Source organism: Komagataeibacter intermedius TF2 (genome assembly GCF_000964425.1).
Taxonomy (GTDB): Bacteria; Pseudomonadota; Alphaproteobacteria; order Acetobacterales; family Acetobacteraceae; genus Komagataeibacter; species Komagataeibacter intermedius.
Map to the genome: position 1 here is coordinate 1 of NZ_BANF01000055.1, position 21,016 is coordinate 21,016.

At 62.1% G+C, this 21,016-nt stretch carries 19 protein-coding genes; 8 read left to right on the top strand and 11 right to left on the bottom strand.

Translation table 11 applies throughout. The annotated features are described in order from the left end of the window. From B7449_RS09455 to B7449_RS09465, 3 genes are all read left to right on the top strand, one after another. Positions 1-1,521 (top strand): SGNH/GDSL hydrolase family protein (locus tag B7449_RS09455; RefSeq protein ID WP_048883591.1); only part of this gene is annotated, 1,521 nt, incomplete at its 5' end. 40 nt (positions 1,522-1,561) lie between these two features. Further along, positions 1,562-1,744 carry a hypothetical protein gene (locus B7449_RS09460; protein ID WP_039735880.1) on the top strand — a complete coding sequence of 61 codons (183 nt, stop codon included), beginning with the start codon at positions 1,562-1,564 and terminating at the stop codon, positions 1,742-1,744. 97 nt (positions 1,745-1,841) lie between these two features. Next, the gene (locus B7449_RS09465; protein ID WP_039735882.1) at positions 1,842-2,270 is read left to right on the top strand and encodes an RrF2 family transcriptional regulator; all 429 of its coding nucleotides are present in this window, start codon (positions 1,842-1,844) and stop codon (positions 2,268-2,270) included. A 351-nt stretch (positions 2,271-2,621) separates the two neighbouring features. Here B7449_RS09465 and B7449_RS09470 read toward each other — a convergent pair whose 3' ends face one another. From B7449_RS09470 to hmpA, 10 genes are all read right to left on the bottom strand, one after another. Continuing rightward, positions 2,622-3,197, bottom strand: a complete 576-nt coding sequence (locus tag B7449_RS09470; RefSeq protein WP_199858396.1) for a hypothetical protein — start codon at positions 3,195-3,197, stop codon at positions 2,622-2,624. A gap of 166 nt (positions 3,198-3,363) precedes the next feature. Further along, positions 3,364-4,200, bottom strand: coding sequence for a copper resistance protein B (locus B7449_RS09475; protein WP_039735883.1), 837 nt, complete (start codon positions 4,198-4,200; stop codon positions 3,364-3,366). Continuing rightward, complete coding sequence (locus tag B7449_RS09480; RefSeq protein ID WP_039735884.1) at positions 4,197-6,017, bottom strand: copper resistance system multicopper oxidase; 1,821 nt, start codon at positions 6,015-6,017, stop codon at positions 4,197-4,199. The genes B7449_RS09475 and B7449_RS09480 overlap by 4 nt, the downstream gene beginning before the upstream one ends. Positions 6,018-6,077: 60 nt before the next feature. Next, positions 6,078-6,467: a hypothetical protein gene (locus B7449_RS09485; protein WP_039735885.1), complete on the bottom strand. Its 390-nt coding sequence runs from the start codon at positions 6,465-6,467 to the stop codon at positions 6,078-6,080. Positions 6,468-6,720: 253 nt separating this feature from the next. After that, positions 6,721-7,059, bottom strand: coding sequence for a metal-sensitive transcriptional regulator (locus B7449_RS09490; RefSeq protein ID WP_039735886.1), 339 nt, complete (start codon positions 7,057-7,059; stop codon positions 6,721-6,723). Between the two features lie 80 nt (positions 7,060-7,139). Next, positions 7,140-9,512 (bottom strand): heavy metal translocating P-type ATPase, encoded by a 2,373-nt coding sequence (locus tag B7449_RS09495; RefSeq protein ID WP_039735887.1) that lies wholly within the window; start codon positions 9,510-9,512, stop codon positions 7,140-7,142. 86 nt (positions 9,513-9,598) lie between these two features. Further along, on the bottom strand, positions 9,599-11,221 hold the full coding sequence (locus B7449_RS09500) for an ABC-F family ATP-binding cassette domain-containing protein (RefSeq protein WP_048883592.1): 1,623 nt from the start codon (positions 11,219-11,221) through the stop codon (positions 9,599-9,601). Between the two features lie 151 nt (positions 11,222-11,372). Beyond that, positions 11,373-12,068 carry a glutathione S-transferase family protein gene (locus B7449_RS09505; protein WP_039735889.1) on the bottom strand — a complete coding sequence of 232 codons (696 nt, stop codon included), beginning with the start codon at positions 12,066-12,068 and terminating at the stop codon, positions 11,373-11,375. A gap of 232 nt (positions 12,069-12,300) precedes the next feature. After that, positions 12,301-12,669: a DUF488 domain-containing protein gene (locus B7449_RS09510; protein ID WP_141654835.1), complete on the bottom strand. Its 369-nt coding sequence runs from the start codon at positions 12,667-12,669 to the stop codon at positions 12,301-12,303. After that, entirely contained in the window at positions 12,666-13,880 is a 1,215-nt protein-coding gene (hmpA, locus tag B7449_RS09515) for an NO-inducible flavohemoprotein (RefSeq protein ID WP_039735891.1), read from the bottom strand. The genes B7449_RS09510 and hmpA overlap by 4 nt, the downstream gene beginning before the upstream one ends. Positions 13,881-14,084: 204 nt before the next feature. On the opposite strand from hmpA, the gene B7449_RS09520 reads away from it, so the two are divergent. After that, positions 14,085-14,426 carry a cupredoxin domain-containing protein gene (locus B7449_RS09520; protein ID WP_010513198.1) on the top strand — a complete coding sequence of 114 codons (342 nt, stop codon included), beginning with the start codon at positions 14,085-14,087 and terminating at the stop codon, positions 14,424-14,426. A 2-nt stretch (positions 14,427-14,428) separates the two neighbouring features. Beyond that, positions 14,429-15,247, top strand: a complete 819-nt coding sequence (locus B7449_RS09525; protein ID WP_039735893.1) for an FTR1 family iron permease — start codon at positions 14,429-14,431, stop codon at positions 15,245-15,247. A gap of 12 nt (positions 15,248-15,259) precedes the next feature. Here B7449_RS09525 and B7449_RS09530 read toward each other — a convergent pair whose 3' ends face one another. Then, positions 15,260-16,363, bottom strand: coding sequence for a glycerophosphodiester phosphodiesterase family protein (locus B7449_RS09530; protein ID WP_039735895.1), 1,104 nt, complete (start codon positions 16,361-16,363; stop codon positions 15,260-15,262). Positions 16,364-16,908: 545 nt separating this feature from the next. Here B7449_RS09530 and B7449_RS09535 point away from each other — a divergent pair. From B7449_RS09535 to B7449_RS09545, 3 genes are read left to right on the top strand one after another with little or no spacing between them, the layout of a single operon-like run. Then, positions 16,909-17,526 (top strand): sorbitol dehydrogenase family protein, encoded by a 618-nt coding sequence (locus tag B7449_RS09535; protein ID WP_039735897.1) that lies wholly within the window; start codon positions 16,909-16,911, stop codon positions 17,524-17,526. 17 nt (positions 17,527-17,543) lie between these two features. Continuing rightward, entirely contained in the window at positions 17,544-19,181 is a 1,638-nt protein-coding gene (locus B7449_RS09540; RefSeq protein WP_039735898.1) for a GMC family oxidoreductase, read from the top strand. Further along, positions 19,174-20,544 (top strand): c-type cytochrome, encoded by a 1,371-nt coding sequence (locus B7449_RS09545; protein WP_039735899.1) that lies wholly within the window; start codon positions 19,174-19,176, stop codon positions 20,542-20,544. The genes B7449_RS09540 and B7449_RS09545 overlap by 8 nt, the downstream gene beginning before the upstream one ends. Positions 20,545-21,016: the final 472 nt, after the last annotated feature.

The window sequence follows — 21,016 nt, forward strand, 5'->3', positions numbered from 1 at the left end:
GATGACGACGCCCGCCGCGGCTATGCGGCGGGCGACCTGTGGCAGGCGGGGGGGCAGGCCTGGCGGGCGGTGTCGGTGGCGGACGGGGCCGCGCGGTGGGAGCGCGTGCCCGCCCGCCTGCCCGGCGACGCCTTTGGCGGGCACACCGTCTTTGCCGGGGGGCCGGTGCGGCTGGTCAGCGGCTATGTCGGGCCCGCCCTCGATATCGGGACGACGGTGGCCGGCCGGCCGGTCACCACCACGCTGGCCATTGGCGGCGATGGCCGGCTGGACGCGGCCGCCCTGCAGCGCGCCCTGGCCGCCCGCGACCGCGGCAGCTTCGCCACCGTGCTGCGGGTGTATGACCAGTCCGGCCATGGCAACCACATCACCGCGACGCCGGGCCGCCACGTCGTGCATATCGGCGAAATCCGCATCGCCGGGCACGAGACCCTGTCCTGGGGGGAGGAGAACGGTCCCGGCGGCTTCGTGCTGCCAGACGGGGTGAAGGTCGCATCCGACGGCTTCTTCTTCGGGACCACGGGCACCTATGCCTCGGCCAATTCGGGGAATGCGGCCGTGCCCGTGCCGGTCCTGCTGGGGCAGGCGGGCAGCGGGCGGGAGTTCAGGGCCTTCATGGGCAGCTACCCGCTTGACGGGTTCGTCCATGTCGCCGACCAGCGCAGCCCCGACCAGCGCACGGCGCTGGTCGTCACCTCATCGCCTGCCGCCTTCGGCGTGGCGGCGGGGCCGGGCGGGTATGTGCTGCAGTCGGGCAATGCGCGCGCCACCGTGGCCGGGGCCCTGCCCGGCGGCACGCTGGCGGGCGGCTATATCGGCTACAATGCCGATGGCGGGCCATGGTTCGCGCAGGGACGCAATACGGGACAGTGGACCGGCATCGTCATCGCCGGCCACGCCCCCACGTCCGACGAGGCGCAGGCCTTCGCCGTGGCCGGGGCGGTGGCGGACGACGCCATGCCGCAGCTGCGCGATGTCGTTGTCGCCATCGGCGACAGCCGCACGGAAGGCTACGCGGTGCCGGACGGTCGCAACTGGCCCTACCTCATGCAGCGCTTCGCGCGGTACCGCAGCTACAACCTTGCGGTGTCGGGGGCGGCGACGCGGCACATGCTGGGCATGCTGCCCGCGGCCGAAGCCGTCTCCCGCGGGGCGGGGCGCAGGCTGGCCGTGGTGTTCGGCGGCTATAACGACCACCTGCCCGGCAACCATATCCCCACCGACGAGACGGTGCGCAACCTCGTCACCATCACCAGCCGCCTGAAACAGGCGGGCTACACCGTCGCCCTCATCGAGGAGGCGCAGACCACCGGCTCCCCCCGCGCCGCCATCCATGACGCCATCGCACGTGGCGTCCTTGCGCCCGACATCACCCTCGACCCCTTCGCCCCCGGCCTGCCGCTCGCCAATGTCCTCGACACCACAAACTGGAACCCCGACACCACCCATCCCAACCAGACAGGGCACCAGATCATGGCGGCGTTCGTGTGGCAGCATATCAGGTCGTTCTTAAATAAATAGCATCGCGATTACATGGTGCCGGATAAGGAGAGAGAGCAAAATGCTTTCACACCCAGTATGGCAGAAAATAGAGTCGTTCCGCATGGAGCATGGCGCCGAAGGAACGTATCTGGGCACCCAGGAGGACATGCTGTCCATGTCGGATGAGGATGTCGAGGAAATGGTGTGTCTGGGCTGGATCATAGATGAAGAAAGCGGACGATGGTTCCGCAGGCATAAATGACATCCTGCCGGGTGTGCCGTTCTATCCATGTCCATAGAAAAACAGGCATGCCGCATGACCTTATGAAATGAATACAGTACAGGTTTCGTGAAATAGAATGCGCCTGACCCTTTATACGGAATATTCCATTCGTACCCTGATTTACCTTGGCAAGAATCAGGGCAGGCGAGTGGCGATTCAGGAAATTGCTGACACACATCAGATTTCCTCAAATCATCTGAGCAAGATCGTCTGCCGTCTGGCGCGCAACGGCATGGTGAGCAGCCGCCGTGGCCGTACGGGCGGGCTGGAACTTGCGCACCCGACAAACAAGATCACCCTTGGGGATATTGTCCGTTTCACGGAAGCGGACATGGATGAACTGGTGACCTGTGAGCCGGACAAGGGAAAGGCATGCGTTCTGTCGGATGCCTGCCGGTTGCGCGGCATACTGGCCCAGTCGCTCAATGCTTTCATGAGTGTTCTGGATGGCGTGACACTTCATGACATCATAATGGAATCCGGGCAGCGCCATATCCAGCGGTGAACCGCGACCGCGCATGCCGCCCGCCTGATCCCCGGATTACAGGCTGTTACGCTGGCATTGCCACGGGACATGGCGTGTCCCATCGCGGATGACATTGGCTTCGGCCTGCTGACAGCCGACTGCTGTCCGTTTTTGCCATTTCATGCCGGATAGCGGTCTTCATCCCGGTAAATTGTATGGCAGGAAAACCGTCATATTACGGATGAATATAGCCTGAATGCAGAGGGCGGCAGTAACAGGCGGGACCCGGGTGGCCTGTCAGTACGGCGCAGGGATCATGCGCAGCGGGACAGGCCAACCCGGTCCGCCCATGTCCGCGTGACATGGGCGGGGATGAGGTTACGGATACAATCAGAAGGGACGGGGCGTGGCACGGTCCGTGGCGGGCGTGGCGGTATCCACTGCCGGGATCAGGTCCTGCATCCGTGGGGCAGGCGCCTGCCGGTTGGTGGTGGCGGACATTTTCGCGGCACATGCCGCATCACCACGGGTCGCGACCTGAACAACGGGGGCGGCATGGCCGTTGCTGGTGCTGGTTACGGTCTGGCTGCACGGGGTGCCATTACTGCCCCATGATATGGTTGTGACACTCTGGTACATGCTGCCCTGCCCGTGGCCGTCACGGGTATCAAGGGCAGGGGTCGGCATGGCCATGGCGGGGGTGGACAGGGTCTGGTCAATCAGTTGCATCATGTGCCGCTGGCGTGCTTCCATCGCGGCGAATTCCCGGTCCATCATCTGGTCGATCGCATCAAATGCAGGGGGTGCCTGCACCTGCTGGGGCACAAGCACGCCAACGGGCCGCCCCCGGGCGTCAACGACAGTCAGGGTCTCGGCCTGTGTCGACTGCGTGGCAAGGCCGCCGCCAATCAGTATGGTTGCCAGCGCGCATAACGCGCCTTTCTTGATAGATCCAGAGATAGGCATTTTCCCCAATCCTTCATCAGGAAAAAATCATGAGTACGGGCCTTCAGGCAGGAACCCGAAGTCCCCTGACGGGTGCCTGATACACAGTCACCTGCCATGGGGTAAAATATAGGGTGGCGCGTGCCCATGGCAACTGTTCCCGAGCGTTTCCCATGCCGGTACGGAGTCAGAACCAGCTTCGCACGCCAAACGTAAATCGCAATGCACCCGTCTCGCCACGCTGGTCGTGTACGATCCTGCGTGCCTGCGTCAGGTAACCGGCATAGGAGACGGCAACATAGGGGGCGAATTTACGCCAGACCTCGTACCGCAGGCGCAGCCCCGCATCGACATCCGACAGGCCCGCGCCAGCCTGCCGTGCGGGATCGGATTTGGTATAAAGGTTGAACTCCGCCTGTGGCTGCAGGATCAGCCGGTTGGTGAGCAGGAAATCATACGACCCTTCGATACGGGTGGCGAACCGTCCCCGGTCGCTGACATAGGCGGTCGCCTGGAATTCGAATTCATACAGCGCCAGACCCTGCACCCCCAGCGCGCCCCATGTGCGTGTCGGCCCGTCGTCAATATCCGCCCGCACGCCACCCTGCACGTTGAAATAGGATGAGATCGCGCGACTGTACAGCAGCTCATGGTCCCCGTCATGCAGGCGGCCGTGTTCCAGCGTGCCCTCGGTCTTCAGCCAGACCCGGTTGTAATCCGTGCCGTACCACGCTTCCCCATCCCAGCGGAAATCCGATCCACCGGGGGCGTAGCGTCCCTCGAATTCATCCAGGATGCCATGGAAATAGCTGGCATGGTCCATGACCGGCTTCATGTTGCCCAGATAGACGACGGGCGTTGATGACGGGGCATCGGCGGCATGGTACGCCGTTTTCGTATTTCCCGTTGCCGTTGCCGTTGCCGTTGCCGTGGCGGTGGTGCCAGTGGTGGCAGACCCCTGCGCCAGCGCGGGCATGACCGTGACGGGCGCGAGGACAACCGCCAGAAGAAGCGCGCGCCTCATGCCACGATTACCGTGCGGAACATGCCCAGTTCCATATGCAGCATCAGGTGGCAGTGATACGCCCACATGCCCGGCGCATCGACCGTGACGAGGTAGCTCAGCCGTGATCCCGGCTGGGAAATGATGGTGTGTTTATAGGGACGGTAGTCACCCTGGCCATTTTCCAGTTCGCTCCACATGCCATGCAGGTGGATGGGGTGTTCCATCATCGTGTCGTTTATTAGCGTGAAGCGCACCCGTTCGCCCAGCTTCAGGCGGATCGGCCCGGATTCTGAAAACTTGCGGCCGTTGAAGCCCCATATGTACCGCTCCATGTTGCCGGTCAGGTGCAGGATGATCTCACGCGATGGCGGGCGACGGTCGGTGCCGGGACGGGTGGCGCGCAACTGTCGGTAATTCAGCACGCGGCGGCCAGTGTTCTCCAGCCCGTCACCCGGACTGCCCAGACGGTCCACCGGCATTTTCGCGACATTCTGGTTTTCGACATTGATGGGCGGCGGACCGGGATCATCCACTTCCATGACGTGGGCAGGCGGCGCCTGATGGTCCATGTGTTCCATGTCCATATGTCCCATGTGCCCGTGGTCCATGCCGGACATGTCCATGTCGTCCATATGGGTGTCTTCTTCTGACATGCCGGACATATCCATGCCCTTCATGTCGTGCCCCGGTTTCATGTCACCCATGCCCATGTCGATCATGGTGCGCACCGGGCGCGGGTCCATGGGGGGGACGGGAGCAGTCATGCCAGCCTGCGGGGCCAGCGTGCCACGGGCATGGCCGGTGCGGTCCTCGCTCTGGGCAAAGATCGTATAGGCGCGGCTGTCGCGGGGCTGGACGATCACGTCATAGGTTTCGGCCACGCCGATGCGGAATTCATCCACCGGCACGGGTTCGACATCATTGCCGTCCGCCTGCACCACCAGCATGTCCAGACCCGGTATGCGGATGTCGAAAAACGTCATGGACGCGGCGTTGACAAAACGCAGCCGCACCCGCTCCCCGGGGCGGAACAGGCCGCACCAGTTCATGTCGGGCGCATGGCCGTTCATCAGGTAGGTGTAGATGATGCCCGTGACATCGGAAATGTCGGTTGCGGCCATGCGCATGCGTGACCATTGCAGCCGGTCCTTCAGCGCCGCGCCCAGACCGCCTGCCGCACGCGCCTCCCGCGGCAGGGACGCCAGCGTGCGCTGGCGGAAGACGTAGTAATCATCCTGCATCTTGAGGTTGCTGATCATGTCCATGGGCGACACGTCGGTCCATTCCGACAGCACGATGACATAATCCCGCGTGCATGCGTTCGGGTCGGGACGGCGCGGATCGATGACGATGGCGCCATACAGCCCCTGTGCTTCCTGCATGCCCGAATGGCTGTGGTACCAGTAAGTGCCGCTCTGCTGGACGGGAAAGCGGTAGGTGAAGGTCTCCCCGGGGGGAATGCCGGTAAAACTCAGTCCTGGCACGCCATCCATGCTGGCGGGCAGGCGGATGCCATGCCAGTGGATGGATGTCTCTTCATCATGCAGCGTATTGGTCACGTTCAGGGTGACGTGATCCCCCTCCCGCCAGCGCAGGATGGGACCGGGCACGGTCCCCCCGATGCACGGCGCGTGCAGGACCTTGTGATCGATTTCAATACGCCTGCGGCCAACACTCAGGTTCCATGTCGCACTGGTGGCGGCAGGGACCATGCCCGGTGCGACGGGACTGGCGGAAGCGGGCAGGGGAAGGGCGGCAAGCAGTCCGCCCGCCCCGCAGCCCGTGACGAAACGGCGACGTGTCAGGCCGTCCCGCGTGCGAGAGGCAGTAAACATAGGGAAAATTCCGGAAACAGGGCAGTCACACCCCACCATCCCGACGGGATGGTGGACATATCATACGCCTGATGGCGCCTGCGCGTTCCGGTATTTGGGGGGCCGCATGGGGGGCAGCCAGTCACCGCCAGCCAGGCGGGCCTGTGGTGGAGACAGGTAGGACTGCATGCCCGCACCGGGCTGTGGGGGCAGCAGGGTTGCCGGTGGGGCGGGCATGTCGGTCGAACTGACATGGACATGGCAGCACGGGTCCTGCTTATGGTGCGTGTGCGCCATGTGGACTGGCGGTGCCGGTGGTGTCCTGCAATGGGGGGCAGCGGTGGCAGTGTGCGGGGGCATCATGACGGCCTGCGCCCGTGCCGTGACAGGAAAGGACGCGACCAGCAGCCCGGTCTGCATCAGCAGCCAGGCCAGCAGGCCAATCCAGATCCGGCCATGTGTCCTGATCATTCAGGGCTCCCACGCACAGGCAAGTCGCATGACAAAACGTGTCTGTATAATACCCATGGGGGGCATAAAGAAAAGCATTTTTCTGTCTGCTGGCGCGGGTGTGACAGGACTGGTAGCTGTTTTACGCATGTGTGTGTGTCAGGGCATGTTCCAACAGGGGCCATGCACATCATGAAGGCATTTCTGGCGAAGCCTGTGGAAACGGCAGCACGCCGGACGTCGGTTTATCAACAACCTGTTTGCAGGCAGGCTTCTAGCGGATCAGCTTGCGCACGATCCCCATCATTTCCTCAATCGCGTCGTCACCGCCATTGTCCATGACGGACTGGCGCACGCAGCCCCTGGCATGGGTGGACAGGATCTGGATGGCGACACCGTCCAGTGCTGATTTCACGGCTGAAATCTGGGTCAGGATATCAACGCAGTACCGGTCGTCCTCGATCATGTTCAGCACGCCGCCCACCTGTCCCTCAATCCGGCGGACACGGTTGACCAGCGCCTTCTTGTGCGGCTGTTCAACCTTTTTGTCCGTGGGGGGCGTGCAATGCGCACATCCTGCCGCGTCGGTCACCGGTTCTTCGTGCTTTGCCATACGCACCTTCGTCCATTTTGTTCTGGCATGACCATATACCGTACCATAACCCGTCGCGGGTGCCTACGGCGGGGCAGGGGTCATATCCGCCCGTCTGGCCTCCAGCGGTTGAGCAGCAGGGAATTGCTGACCACCGATACCGAACTCATGGCCATGGCGGCACCCGCCACGATCGGGTTGAGCAGCCCGAAAGCGGCGAGTGGCAGGCCAAGGATATTGTAGATGAAGGCAAAGAACAGGTTCTGGCGGATCTTGGACAGCGTGGCGCGGGACAGGGAAATGGCATCCAGAACACTGGTCAGTTCGCTTTTCATCAACACGATATCCGCCGTGTCCAGCGCAATGGCCGCACCCGCGCCGATGGCGAAGCCCACATCCGCCGCCGCCAGCGCCGGGGCGTCATTGATCCCGTCCCCCACCATGCCGACCACGCCGCCCCGGTCATGGCATGTCCTGACCGCCTGCGCCTTGTCACCGGGCAGCACGCCCGCAAGGTAATCATCCACGCCTGCCTGTTTCGCAATGAACGCCGCACTGCGCGGGTTGTCGCCTGTCAGCATCATGACCCGGATGCCCGCGTCCTTCAGCGCACTGACGGTCCGTACGGCGTCGGGCCGCAGGCGGTCCATCAGGGCGATATGGCCAATCGGGTGTCCGTCGGCCGTGATGGCGATGACGGTTTTGCCATCCTGCTCCAGCCGGGCAGTCACGGTGTCATCTGACGCCATGCCATGATCGGCCATGAAACGGGGGGATCCAAGGCAGGCCGGTGCGCCATCCACCATGGCCGTGACACCCATGCCCGGTATGGCGCGGAAATCGGCAACCGGCAGGGCGGCGACGCCCGCCGCCATGGCATGATCGACAATGGCGCGGGCCAGCGGGTGTTCGGATTCCTGTTCCAGCGCGCGGGCGATCTGAAGCAGCCTGCCGGTGTCCACCCCCGGCGCGGGCACAATGTCACTGACGGTTGGCCTGCCTTCGGTCAGGGTGCCGGTCTTGTCCATGATGATGGTGGTCAGCCTGTGTGCCTGTTCCAGTGCATCCGCATTGCGGAACAGGATGCCGCAGCGCGCCCCCAGTCCCGTGCCCACCATGATGGCCGTGGGCGTTGCAAGCCCCAGCGAGCACGGACACGCAATCACCAGAACGGACACGGCGGAGACAAGGCTCCATGTCGCATCGCCCGTCAGCAGCCAGCCCGCCACGAACGTGACCAGCGCAATGACAAGGACCGTGGGCACGAAGATATTCGATATCCGGTCCACCAGCCGCTGCACGTGCGCTTTTGACCCCTGCGCCTGTTCGACCATTTTCACGATATGCGCCAGCGCCGTGTCATGCCCCACGCCGGTGGCGGTGGCGCGCAGCACGCCATTGGTATTGATGGTGCCCCCGAACACCTGCGCGCCCGCCTGCTTGAATACCGGCAGGCTTTCACCCGTCAGCATGGCCTCGTTGACTTCGGATGTGCCGTCGCGCACCTGCCCATCAACCGGAATGCTTTCGCCGGGACGCACCACGAATGTGTCGCCCACGCGCACATCCGCCACCGGGCGGTCCACCGTCGCGCCATCAACCAGCACATGCGCAAGGCGTGGCTGCAGCTTCAGCAGGCGTTCCAGTCCCGCGCCCGTCCGGTCCCGTGCACGCGCTTCCATGAGCCTGCCCAGAGAGATCAGGGTGATGATCGCAACGCTGGCCTCGAAATACACAGGCTGGTGGAGGTGGGCGATCACGACAATGGCGCTGAAGACATATGCGATGGTGGTTCCCATCACGACCAGCACATCCATGTTGGCGCCGCCGCCGCGCACGGCGTTCCACGCGCGCTGGTACAGATGGCGCGCACCGTAAAACTGCACCACACCCGCCAGCACAAGCTGCAGCCAGCCGGGCATCATGTCCATGGCGCCAAAGGGCATTAGCGCCATCTGCACCAGAAATGGCAGGGACAGGACCAGCAGCAGCACGAAATGGGCGCGTTCCGCCTGCCATGCGGCAAGACGCCGGGCGTGCGCGTCATCCGGCGTGCCGTCATCCACCCGTGCTGCGCCGAAACCGGCTTTTTCAATACGGGTGATGAAGGTGTCCGCATCCGCAATGCCGGGTACGAACACGATATGCGCCCGTTCGGTGGCAAGGTTCACGCTGGCCTGTGTCAGGGGCAGGCGGTTGAGAATCTTTTCAATCCGTGCCGCGCATGCTGCGCACGACATGCCGGTAATGGACAGGTCCACGCTGGTTTCATCCACCGTGAAGCCGGCCTTGCGGATGGCGGTGACAACGGCGCCGATCGTGGCGGCAGGCGTATCAGGCGCCACCTGCACGTGCCCGGTGGCGAAATTGACGCTGGCGTGCACGCCATCCTGACGGTTGAGGATCTTTTCAATACGCGCGGCGCAGGCGGCGCATGACATGCCGCCCACGGGAAAGCTCATGGTCTGGGACACTGCGGCGCTCCTTCGCGTATTTCCTCCTGATTTATACCCCCCAGTGGTATTTTCAAGGTACGGAGGCAGCCTGTGCGCAGTTGTGATCAGGCATGCAGTCCCGGCGCTTCCTGTCCGGTGTTCGCGACATATTCACTGTACCCGCCATCATACTGGTGGATCCCATCGGGGGTCAGTTCCAGCACCCGGTTGGATAGCGCGGACAGGAAATGCCGGTCGTGCGAGACGAACAGCATCGTGCCCTCGTACCGGGCCAGCGCGGTGATCAGCATTTCCTTGGTTGCGATGTCCAGATGGTTGGTCGGTTCATCCAGCACCAGGAAATTCGGCGGGTCAAACAGCATCAGCGCCATGACCAGCCGCGCCTTTTCCCCGCCTGACAGCACGCGGCAGCTTTTGTCCACCTCATCACCGGAAAAGCCGAAGCTGCCCGCCAGCGCGCGCAGCGATCCCTGACTGGCCAGCGGGAAGGCGTCATCCAGTGTTTCGAACACCGTGCGGCTTTCATCCAGCAGGTCCATGGCGTGCTGGGCGAAATAGCCCATTTTGACACTGCCCCCCAGTGTCACCGTGCCCGCGTCAGGCTGCGTGGTGCCGGTTACCAGCTTGAGCAGCGTGGACTTGCCCGCGCCATTGACGCCAAGGACACAGCACCGTTCCCGTCGTCGGATCAACAGGTCAAGGTTGTGGTAGATGACGCGTTCGCCATACCGCTTGTCCACGCCGCGCAGCCTGACCACGTCCTCGCCCGATCGTGGGGCGGGCGGGAATTCGAAGCTGACCGCCTGCCGACGCTTGGGTGGTTCGACGCGGTCGATCTTTTCCAGCTTTTTCACACGGCTCTGCACCTGTGCGGCGTGGGATGCGCGGGCCTTGAAGCGTTCGATGAAACTGATTTCCTTGGCCAGTGCCGCCTGCTGGCGGTCAAACTGGGCCTGCTGCTGCTTTTCATTCTGGGCGCGCTGCTGTTCATAGAACTCGTAATCGCCGGAAAAGCTGGTCAGGCTGCCGCCATCAATCTCGATCACCTTGTTGATGACGCGGTTCATGAAAGCCCGGTCATGCGATGTCATGAGCAGCGCGCCGTCATAGCCCGACAGGAACTGTTCCAGCCAGATCAGGCTTTCCAGGTCGAGATGGTTGCTGGGTTCATCCAGCAGCATGACATCGGGCCGCATGAGCAGGATGCGCGCAAGCGCCACGCGCATTTTCCATCCGCCCGAAAGTCGGCCCACGTCGCCATCCATCATGTCCTGACTGAAGCCAAGGCCGTGCAGCACCTCGCGCGCCTTGCTGTCCAGCGCATAACCGCCCAGTTCCTCAAAACGGGCCTGCACCTCGCCAAAGCGTTCAAGGATGCTGTCCAGCTGGTCCATCTGTCCGGGGTCGGCCAGGGCTGCTTCCAGCACCGCCAGTTCGGCTGCGACTTCGGACACCGCGCCCGCGCCATCCATGACTTCGGCCACGGCGCTGCGGTCGGACATTTCACCGACATCCTGGCTGAAAAAGCCGATGGTGGCCCCGCGATCAATCAGGATGTTGCCTTCGTCGGGTTCGTCCTGCCCGGTGATCATGCGGAACAGGGTGGTCTTGCCCGCGCCGTTCGGGCCGACCAGACCAATCTTCTCCCCCTTCTGTAACGCAGCCGAAGCTTCGATAAAGACCAGGCGCTGGCCATTATGCCTGGTAATGCTGTCAAGACGAATCATGGGACCTCGGGGCGGATGGGAATGCCCGCGCACTTAATACGAACGTGCACGCAGCGTAAACCATCGCCCGGACCATGCGGGAAGCGGGAAACAGCCGGGGCGGGTGATGCGGCATGATGGCGGGCCCGTGCCATGCCGCCCTGCCCGCCTGTCACGATGCAGGCGGGCTTCCGGCGTTGGCATAGGCATATTTCCCGCCCCGCAGCAGGGCGCGCTGATAGGCGGGACGGTCATGGATGCGGCGCAGGAATGCCCCGACATGCGGCCGGTTGTCCGTGGCCCTGGCGCGGGCGGCGGCGGCCTCCAGCGGGAAGCTCATCTGGATGTCGGCTGCGGTAAAGTCATTGCCCGCGAACCATTCACTTTCCGACAGACTGCGTTCCCAGTAATCCATATGCAGCTTCACCTGCGGGTTGATGACCGTCCGCTGCGCCCCACATGCGATCAGGAAGGCGAAGGGGCGCAGCGGCAGCGGCGCGCGCTTTGGCAACAGCCCGAAGATCAGCTTGAGCAGCAGCGGCGGCATGGCGGAGCCTTCCGCGTAATGCAGCCAGTATATGAAGCGGATGTATTCCGGCGTGCCGCGCGCGGGCGCCAGTCGGCCGTTGCCGTATTTATCAATGATGTATTCGATGATCGCCCCGCTTTCGGCCAGCGTCACGTTCCCGTCCGTATCCGTTATGACAGGCGCCTTGCCCAGCGGGTGAATGGTCCGCAGGGATTTGGGGGCCATCATGGTTTTGGGGTCGCGTCTGTAAAACCGGATATCGTAGGGGATCTCCAGTTCTTCCAGCAGCCACAGGATTCTTTGTGAACGTGAATTGTCCAGATGATGCACGGTAATCATGGTGCGCGATCCTTCCCGGTTGGCAGGGGGACCCGCCCGTTGCCGCCTGTCGTGACAGGCGGGCGGAGGCACGGGTGTGGCGTGCCGGTCAGGGCGGTGTCGATGACCTGCTAAAGGGGGCGATCACGGCTTTGGTTCCGCATGTTGTCCTGTGATGGACGGAATATGGACATGCCGGCTGTCGGGAACATGCCCATGTCACGGACAGTATGCGGGACATGGGCATGATGCGTCAGGCCCCGTGGTCCATCCGGTTGCGGAGGTAGGCGGCAAGGACGACCGCCTCGTTATGCTGCGTATCCCGCGCGCCGTACAGCAGGGTGACGGTACCGGCGCGGACCATGTCCAGCAACTGCTTCACAGGCTGGGGATTGGCCTGCAGTTCCGCAATGTAGCGGTTCTGGAATTCGGCCCACCGTGCCGGGTCGTGACCGAACCACTGGCGCAGTCCGGTGCCGGGGGCGATGTCCTTCAGCCATAGCGTCAGGCTGGCGCGGTCCCGGCTGACCCCACGGGGCCAAAGGCGATCCACCAGCACGCGGCTGCCATCATCCGGTTCAGGCGGATCATAGACCCGCCTGACATGAATGTCAGCCATCAGGCTGATCCGGGCAGCGCGGCATCCGCCGCCGAACCGAAGAACTCGTACCGGATCTGGCTTTCGGGCACGCCACCCGCCTTCAGCGTTGCAACGGTATCGCGCATGAAGCCGTCGGGACCGCAGATGTAATAGGTCGCAGCCCTGTCGATTTCCTGCGTCAGCCATGCCGGTGTCATGCGGCCTGCATGAACGGTGACATTCGCGGCATCCTGTGCCGCCTGCGGTGTGGTGCGGCTGTAGAATATGTCGGCGCGCAGCAGGCCCCTTGCCGCAAGGTCGCGGATGGAGGGGCCAAAGGCTTCCGTTCCGGGCGTGCGGGTTGTGTGGATGTAACGCACGTCCCTGGCCGTACCCGCATCCAGCGCGCCCAGCATGGACATGAAGGGCGTCAGACCGACACCCGCGCTGAGGAACACGATGGATGCGGGGACCGGGTTGCCCAGCGTGAAGCCACCCGCCGGGGCGGAGACCTGCAGCACCGTGCCTTCCTTCACGCTGTCATGCAGCCAGTCGGAGACCACGCCATTGTCGATGCGGCGGACGCTTATGCGGTAGGAGTGTGAACCGGGTGCGGAGGAAATGCTGTAATTGCGCCGTTCCGGGCCGTATTCCGGCACGTCAAGACGGAAGCTGAGATACTGCCCCGGCACATGTCGCATGACGGGTTTGCCATCTTCGGGTGTCAGTTCAAACGACGTGACGGTTTCACTTTCCACCACGCGGCGGCTGACGCGGAAGGGGCGCCAGCCAACCCATCCGCCCGGGGCCGCGGCATGGGCCACGTAAATCTGTTCCTCGCGCTCGATCAGGATTTCAGCGAGGAACCAGTAGGCCTTGCCCCATGCGTCCATGATCTCGGGTGTTGCGGCATCCCCCAGTACCTGCGCGATGGCGCCCAGCAGGGCATCCGCAACATACGGGTAGTGTTCAGGCAGGATGTTCAGGCCGACATGCTTTTCCGCAATGCGTTCGACCGCACCGGCCATGGCGCCAAGGTTGTCGATGTTCCGGGCATAGGCCAGCACCGCAAGCGCCAGCGCCCTTGGCTGTTCTCCGTCTTTCTGGTGCGACATATTGAACAGGTCACGAATGTCCGGATTGGCCAGCAGCCGACGGTACATTTCCGTCGTGATCGCCATGCCGTGCGCCTCCAGCGCGGGGACACAGGCCTTGATGATGCTGCGGGTCTTGTCATCCAGTGGGGACGCCATTCTTGGTTTCCTTTAAAGATATATAATTTATGAACCTTATTGATGCCCATAAAGATGTCAACAATGTATATCTTTAAGAAGGTGTATATCCCTTATGCATGGTCCGTACCATGAAAGTCTCTCTGGCAAACTGAAAGCAGACTGCCTTATAATTGACACTGAGACTAAATCGCATAACATGCGCGCATTATTGGAGTGTGCCGTATGCGTTACGTATCCGTTCTGTCATGTGTCTGGCTTGCGGCGCTTGCGCCTGTCCCGGCGGCATGGGCGATGGAGCCTGTGCACCTGGAGGTGAAGGACCATCATTTCACCCCCGACCATATTACGGTCCCCGCCGGGCAGCGCTTCCTGATCACCCTGGATAATCATGATGACACGACGGACGAATTTGAAAGCTACGACCTGAAATTCGAAAAAATCGTGGTGTCCGGCGGGACGATTACCGTGCATGCGGGGCCGCTGCATCCCGGGACTTACAAATTTTTCGATGACTACCATCCCGACCAGGCGACGGGTACCGTTACCGTGACACAGGAGCCCTGACCATGCTGGGAAGTCTGCTGATCGTATTCCGTGAGGTCATGGAAGCGGGACTGATTATCGGTATCGTGCTGGCGGCGACGCAGGGCATCCCGGGGCGCGGGCGCTGGGTTGCCGGCGGCATTGCGGCGGGTGTCGCGGGGGCAGCGATTGTGGCGGTGTTTGCCGGCAGCCTGTCTGCCGCGCTGTCGGGCAATGGGCAGGACGTGTTTTCCGCCACCATCCTGTGTATCGCGGTGCTCATGCTGGGCTGGCATACGGTGTGGATGACCCGTCATGGCCGTGAAATGGCAGGCGACATGAAAACGCTGGGGGCGGAGGTCGTATCCGGCGAACGCTCGCTTGCCGCCATGGCCGTTGTCGTGGCGGTGGCCGTGCTGCGCGAAGGGGTGGAGGTTGTCCTGTTCCTGTATGGCATTGCGGTCTCGACGCATTCCGGGCCTGTGGCCATGCTGACGGGCGGAGCGCTGGGCATTGTGGCGGGAGCGGCGCTGTCGTGGCTGCTGTACCGGGGCTTGATCGTCATTCCGCTCAGTCGCCTGTTCGGGGTGACGGGACTGCTGATCGCCTTTCTGGCCGCGGGCATGGCCAGTCAGGCGGCGGGCCTGCTGGCGGGCGATGATCTGATTCCCGCCTTTGGTTACGAGGTATGGGATACGTCGTGGCTGCTGTCCGATGGCAGCATGGTCGGACGCGCGGCCAAGGCGCTGCTGGGCTATTCCGACCGGCCCATGGGGGTGCAGGTCATGACGTGGGTGGTGACGCTGGCGGTCATGATCACCGCGACCCGGCTGGTGCGTGGGCGGCCTGCGGCACGGGCCTGATGGCTGGCGGGTCTAATCCCGCAGGGCAAGGCGGCCGATGGCGGGGTCATCGGTAAAGAAGCCGTCAAGGCCCATGTCCAGGTAACGCCGGATTTCCGCGATTGATCCCTGCGGGTTGCGGGCATTGTCTCCCGCGTCATTGCGCAGCTGCGCAGGCAGGAAGCGATTTTCGGGACGGAAAGTGTAGGAATGCACCAGCAGGCCCGCACGATGCGCGTCATCAATCAGTGATGTGGGCGTACCCCACGCGCCATCTGCGTCACGCGGTATGATGTCCGTATTGGACGGGCCAATGACATCCGCATAATCGCGCACGCGCCGTAAGCCGCCGGGGGTCATGAGGTCGCCAAAAGCCAGCGGAGTGGCGGTGCCCATCGTATCGGGGACATGTTCTGTCCGTTCCCCCATGAGCAGCATGAGACGCGCCTGCGGGTTGATGGCCTGAACCTGCCCGCGCAGCCTGCGCAGCGGGGTGATTTCGAAGGACTGGACCTCCAGCGGGCAGTACCGGGTATATTCATGGGCCGCGATGGTGCGCAGGAACGTCTCTTCGGGCGTAAATCCAAGCTGGCGGAAGTGCGTGGCGTTCTTGATTTCGGGGATCAGCCCGACCACGCGACCGCATGTCGCCGCTTCGGCCGCGACGAAATCGATGATTTCCTGAAATGTGGGAATGTCAAAATGCCCGTCATAGCGCGTATTGGCCGTGCGGATGGCGGGCAGGCGTTCACGCGCGCGCAGGGTCCTGAGCTCGGCCAGGGTAAAATCCGTGGTGAACCAGCCGGTCCGGATAACGCCATCAATGGTCTGTGTGCGCAGGCGTGTGGCGTATTCGGGGCGGGTGGCGACATCGGTGGTGTCTGTAATCAGGCTTTCGTGGCGGGCGACCAGAACGCCATCGCGTGTGGGGACAAGGTCGGGTTCGATATAATCGGCTCCGTCCGCGATTGCCCGGGCATAGGCTGCCAGCGTGTGTTCGGGACGCAGCGCGGATGCGCCACGATGCGCCATGACACAGGGCAGGGGCGCCAGGGATGGCGCAGCGCAAACCCGCCGTGCTGACATGGCTGCCATGCCAGACAGGGCGCCGGTCATGGTCTGTCTGCGTGTCAGCATGGATCCTGTTCCGACCTGTCTGCCGCAACACTAGCCACGATCACGCCCGGCGCAACAGGGGGGCGGAGGAATAAAGTGCGATCCGGCAGATAAGGGCGGTGCCGGGCCGGTATTTTTCGTGAATGGCCGATAGTATCATGGTTGATGGAATGCCATTCCATCCCGTCGGTGGCGCAGTCCATTCGATTGCGTGCGGGTTGTATCGTCCAAGTAATGATGTGGTGCGGATGCAGGTTACTGTCCTGCGCATGGGTATTGTTATGACATGCCGGATGTGCGGATGGGCATGCCTGTAATGATGTGTGATCCATTGTGCTGGCAGTTGTCTGTAAAGCCAGGGATTGCTTTACAAAACATGTCTGTATGGTGGCCCCGATGCTTTTACTCGCTGAACGTGAAACTGCTATACGTTAATCTGGGGGAACAAAAGGTTGCAGGATCACGGGAAGTGGCGTTATCGGTGATGTCACTATTGCATCCCGCACGGCCATGCCTGTTCCTTCCGGCATTCCTGCTGGACCAACATGCATGAGAGGCGACGCTAGATGGCTGCAGACCGGCCCTGTTTTCCCACCAGTATCCACCTGTCCACCCCCAATGCCATACGGATGAACCGCGCACTGCGCATGTCGCGCCGTGACATGCTGCTGGGCGCAATGGGGGCCGCCGCCGTGGTGCTTGGCGCGGGTCGGGGCGTTGCCGCCTCCCCGGAAGGGGAAGACGCGGGAGTGGCGCCTTTCCTTGAACTGTCGCGACGGCTGACCGATCGCGACGTGCTTGATGCCCGCATAGGCAGCGCGCTGTACGCCCGCATCATTCAGGCGGTGCCCGAACGCCGCGACCAGATCCAGAAACTGCATGACCTGATGGCGGGCGGGAAATTCGACAGCGCACGCGCACTGGCGACCGCGGCTGAACACAGTGATCCCGTGTTCAAGGACGTGATCCATGACATCATGACGGGCTGGTACCGTGGCGTGGCGGATGAAAAGGTGGTGGTGTACCGCTCCGCGCTGATGTTCGACATCACCAAGGATGCCATCTATCCCAAGACCTATGCGGCGGGCGGGCCGTTCTACTGGACCCAGACCCCACCGGAAGTGGCCGTTCCAACAGGCGAACCTGCCCTTTCGCCTTCGAAATTCGTTGTAGAACCCACCTGATATCCGGAGCATTCCCCATGCCTTCCGAACAAGACCTTTCCGCGGACGTCGTGATCGTCGGATCCGGCGTTGCTGGCAGTTCCATTGCCAATGAACTGGCGCGCGCAGGTATTTCCGTCATCGTGCTGGAAGCCGGCCCGCGTGTCGACCGCCAGCATTTTGTCGATAATTTCCGCAATCTGGAAAACAAGCCCTCCTATCAGGGGCCATTTCCCTGCGTGCCATGGGCCGAACATCCGCCCAACCAGATCACGCCCAACAAATACCTGCACACCACCGGCCCGGATGCCGAAGCCTACCAGCAGGTGTACCTGCGCATGATGGGGGGCACGACATGGCACTGGGCCGGGTGCGCGTGGCGTTACCTGCCATCGGACTTTGAACTGAAGACCCGCTATGGGCAGGGCCGCGACTGGGCCCTGAAATATGACGATCTGGAGCCATTCTATTACCAGGCCGAGGTCATGATGGGCGTATGCGGCCCGGACCCGGCGAAGGAAGACCTTGGATCGCCGCGCAGGCAGCCCTATCCGATGGAAGCGCTGCCCATTTCCTATGCGGCGGAACAATTCCGCAACCTGATCCGGGAAAAGACCCCGTATCGCGTCGTGCATGAACCGCAGGCCCGCAACACGCGGCCCTATGACAACCGGCCGACCTGCGAAGGGCACAATAACTGCATGCCGATCTGCCCCATCGGGGCGATGTATAACGGCAGTTATTCCGTGTACCATGCAGAAGCGGCAGGTGCGAAGTTCGTGCCCAACGCCGTGGTGTACCGGATCGAGCGTGACAGCGCCAACAAGCGTGTTACCGCCGTGCATTATTACGATCCCGACAAGGGATCACACCGTGTGACCGGCAAGTATTTCGTCATTGCGGCGCACTGTATCGAAACCGCAAAGCTCATGCTGTTTTCCGCCGATGAGCAGAGCCCCAACGGCATCGCCAACAGTTCGGGCCATGTCGGGCGGAACATGATGGACCATACCGGCGTGCAGGTGACGTTCATCAGTGGGGACAAGGCCCTGTGGCCCGGCCGTGGCCCGCTTGAAACCAACGTGATCGACAACTTCCGTGATGGCGACTGGCGGAATGAGCGCGGCGCGTACCTGGTGCATATGGTTGATGACAACCAGGTGGACCTTGCGACCGCCCTGGCCATTTCCAAGGGATATGTCGGGCGTGAGCTGGAGGAGCAGATCCGCTATCTTGCGTCCCACACCGTGCGGCTGTTCAGCCACAACGAAGGGCTGGCCGATCCGGACAACCGGCTGACGCTGAGTGCCACGTACAGGGACGCGCTGGGCATTCCGCACCCGGAAGTCTATTACAAGCTGCCTGAATACACGGTGAAAAGCTGTGACCATACCCGTGGCCTGTTCAAGGACCTGATCGGTCTCATGCATGGCACGGATGAGCAGTGGACCCCCGGCTACTTCCCGCAGGACCATCCCGCCGGCAGCACCATCATGGGCACGGACCCAAAGGATTCCGTGGTCGATGGTTTCTGCCGCACGCATGACCATGAAAACCTGTTCATCGCGAGTTCGTCCGTCTTCTCATCGGTCGGAACCGGCAACATCACCCTGACGGTTGCAGCACTTGCCTTGCGTGTTGCCGATACACTTAAAAAAGAACTCGCCCATGCCTGACGTTACACGCAAGATCCTGTGGTCGGTTCTGGCCACGGGCACTGCCCTTGCTTCCCTGTCCGCAACGCCTGCACGGGCGGACGACCCTGCGGTCGCCCCTCCTGCGGAAGCGGCGGCAGACTCCACGACGTCTCCCCCGGCAGATCTTCTGGCGCGTGGCGAATATATTGCCACGGCGGGGGACTGTGTCGCCTGTCATACCGCACCGGGGGGCAAGCCCTTTGCGGGTGGGCTGCGTATTACCACGCCCATGGGTGACGTCGTTTCAACCAACATTACCCCGGACCCCGACCACGGGATCGGGAAATATACGGAAGAGGAATTTGAAAAGGCCGTGCGCCATGGCATCCGCCGTGACGGCAGCCGGCTTTATCCCGCCATGCCGTATGTATCCTATTCCGGCATGACGGATGACGACGTGAAGGCGATGTACGCCTGGTTCATGCACGGGGTAAAGCCTGTGGCGGTAACGCCGCCGGTGACGGAACTGAACTTTCCGGCCAACCTGCGCATCACCATGGCTGTGTGGAACATGGTTGCAGGCAGTGTCGAGCCTGAAACCGGGGATTCCGCCACGTATGACAAGATGCGTCGTGGCAAGTACCTGGCCAATGCCCTTGCGCATTGCGGAACCTGCCATACGCCGCGCAACATGATGCTGAGCGAGAAGGAGGACAGCTACCTTGCCGGTGCGCCCCTTCTGGGCTGGTATGCGCCCAACATCACATCCAGCAAGACAAGCGGCATCGGCAACTGGAGCGAGGATGACCTTGTCACCTATCTCAGGACCGGGCACGTCGCGGGACTGAGCCAGGCTGCAGGACCGATGGGTGAGGCAGTGGAACACAGCACCAGCCACCTGACAGATGATGACCTGCATGCCCTTGCCGCCTATATCCTTCAGGTTCCGGCCAAGGAAGACGAGGCCGAACATGGCCCGCGTGAACGCTTCGGTCAGGCGCTTGATACGCCGGATATCCGTTCGGGTGAACTGACGCGTATTGACAGGCTGGATGAAATGGCTGGCCCACATATTTACGATGCGAACTGCGCGGCCTGTCATGGTGACAATGGTGCGGGTACCAGCGACCATTATGCGCCGTCGCTGTTCCACAATTCGGTTGTGGGCTCCGCGCATCCCGATGACCTGATCATGACGGTCCTCAATGGCGTGGACCGGACGGCAGGCGGCCTGCATGCCTTCATGCCCGGCTTTGACCATGGATCCGATGTCCAGCGGCTAAGCAATACCGAGATCGCTGCACTGGTCAATTACGTGACCGCCACGTTTGGCAGTGGCGATCATGGCGTGACGGCGGATCAGGTGGAAAAAATGCGCAGGCAACTGCCCAAGACCCCCTGATACGACACCACATGATCCCGACAGTTTTTCCTGCGCCACGGAATATGGCGTAGGGATCTGTCGGGTTCTTATTCCAGAATATATTCTATGAATTCTGTAGTGCAGGACGCATTTTGGTCTTCGTGAATTCGGGCGGATAAGAATAAGGCAGTAAAAGGGGGTTCCCTTGACTGGTCCGTGCCCTGATCAGCTTATAATTCCGCTTGATAAGAAATAATAAAAGTTTCTGGATGTTGTTTTTTAAGAAGGCATTCTCTGAATGCTTCTTGAAAAAAGCTTCATCAAAAACGTCTGACTGATTTTTGGGGTATCCAGATCAGTTTTTCAACTGGTCCATTGCTTCTGTCCATTCGTAGCCAGTAGACTGCGCGTAAAGACAGGAATATGTAATAATTTGATATTATAAATAAGTATCTGACGCAATAAATCCAGACAGGCCACTGGTGGCCATGTGGGCCAGCCAGTGGCGCGG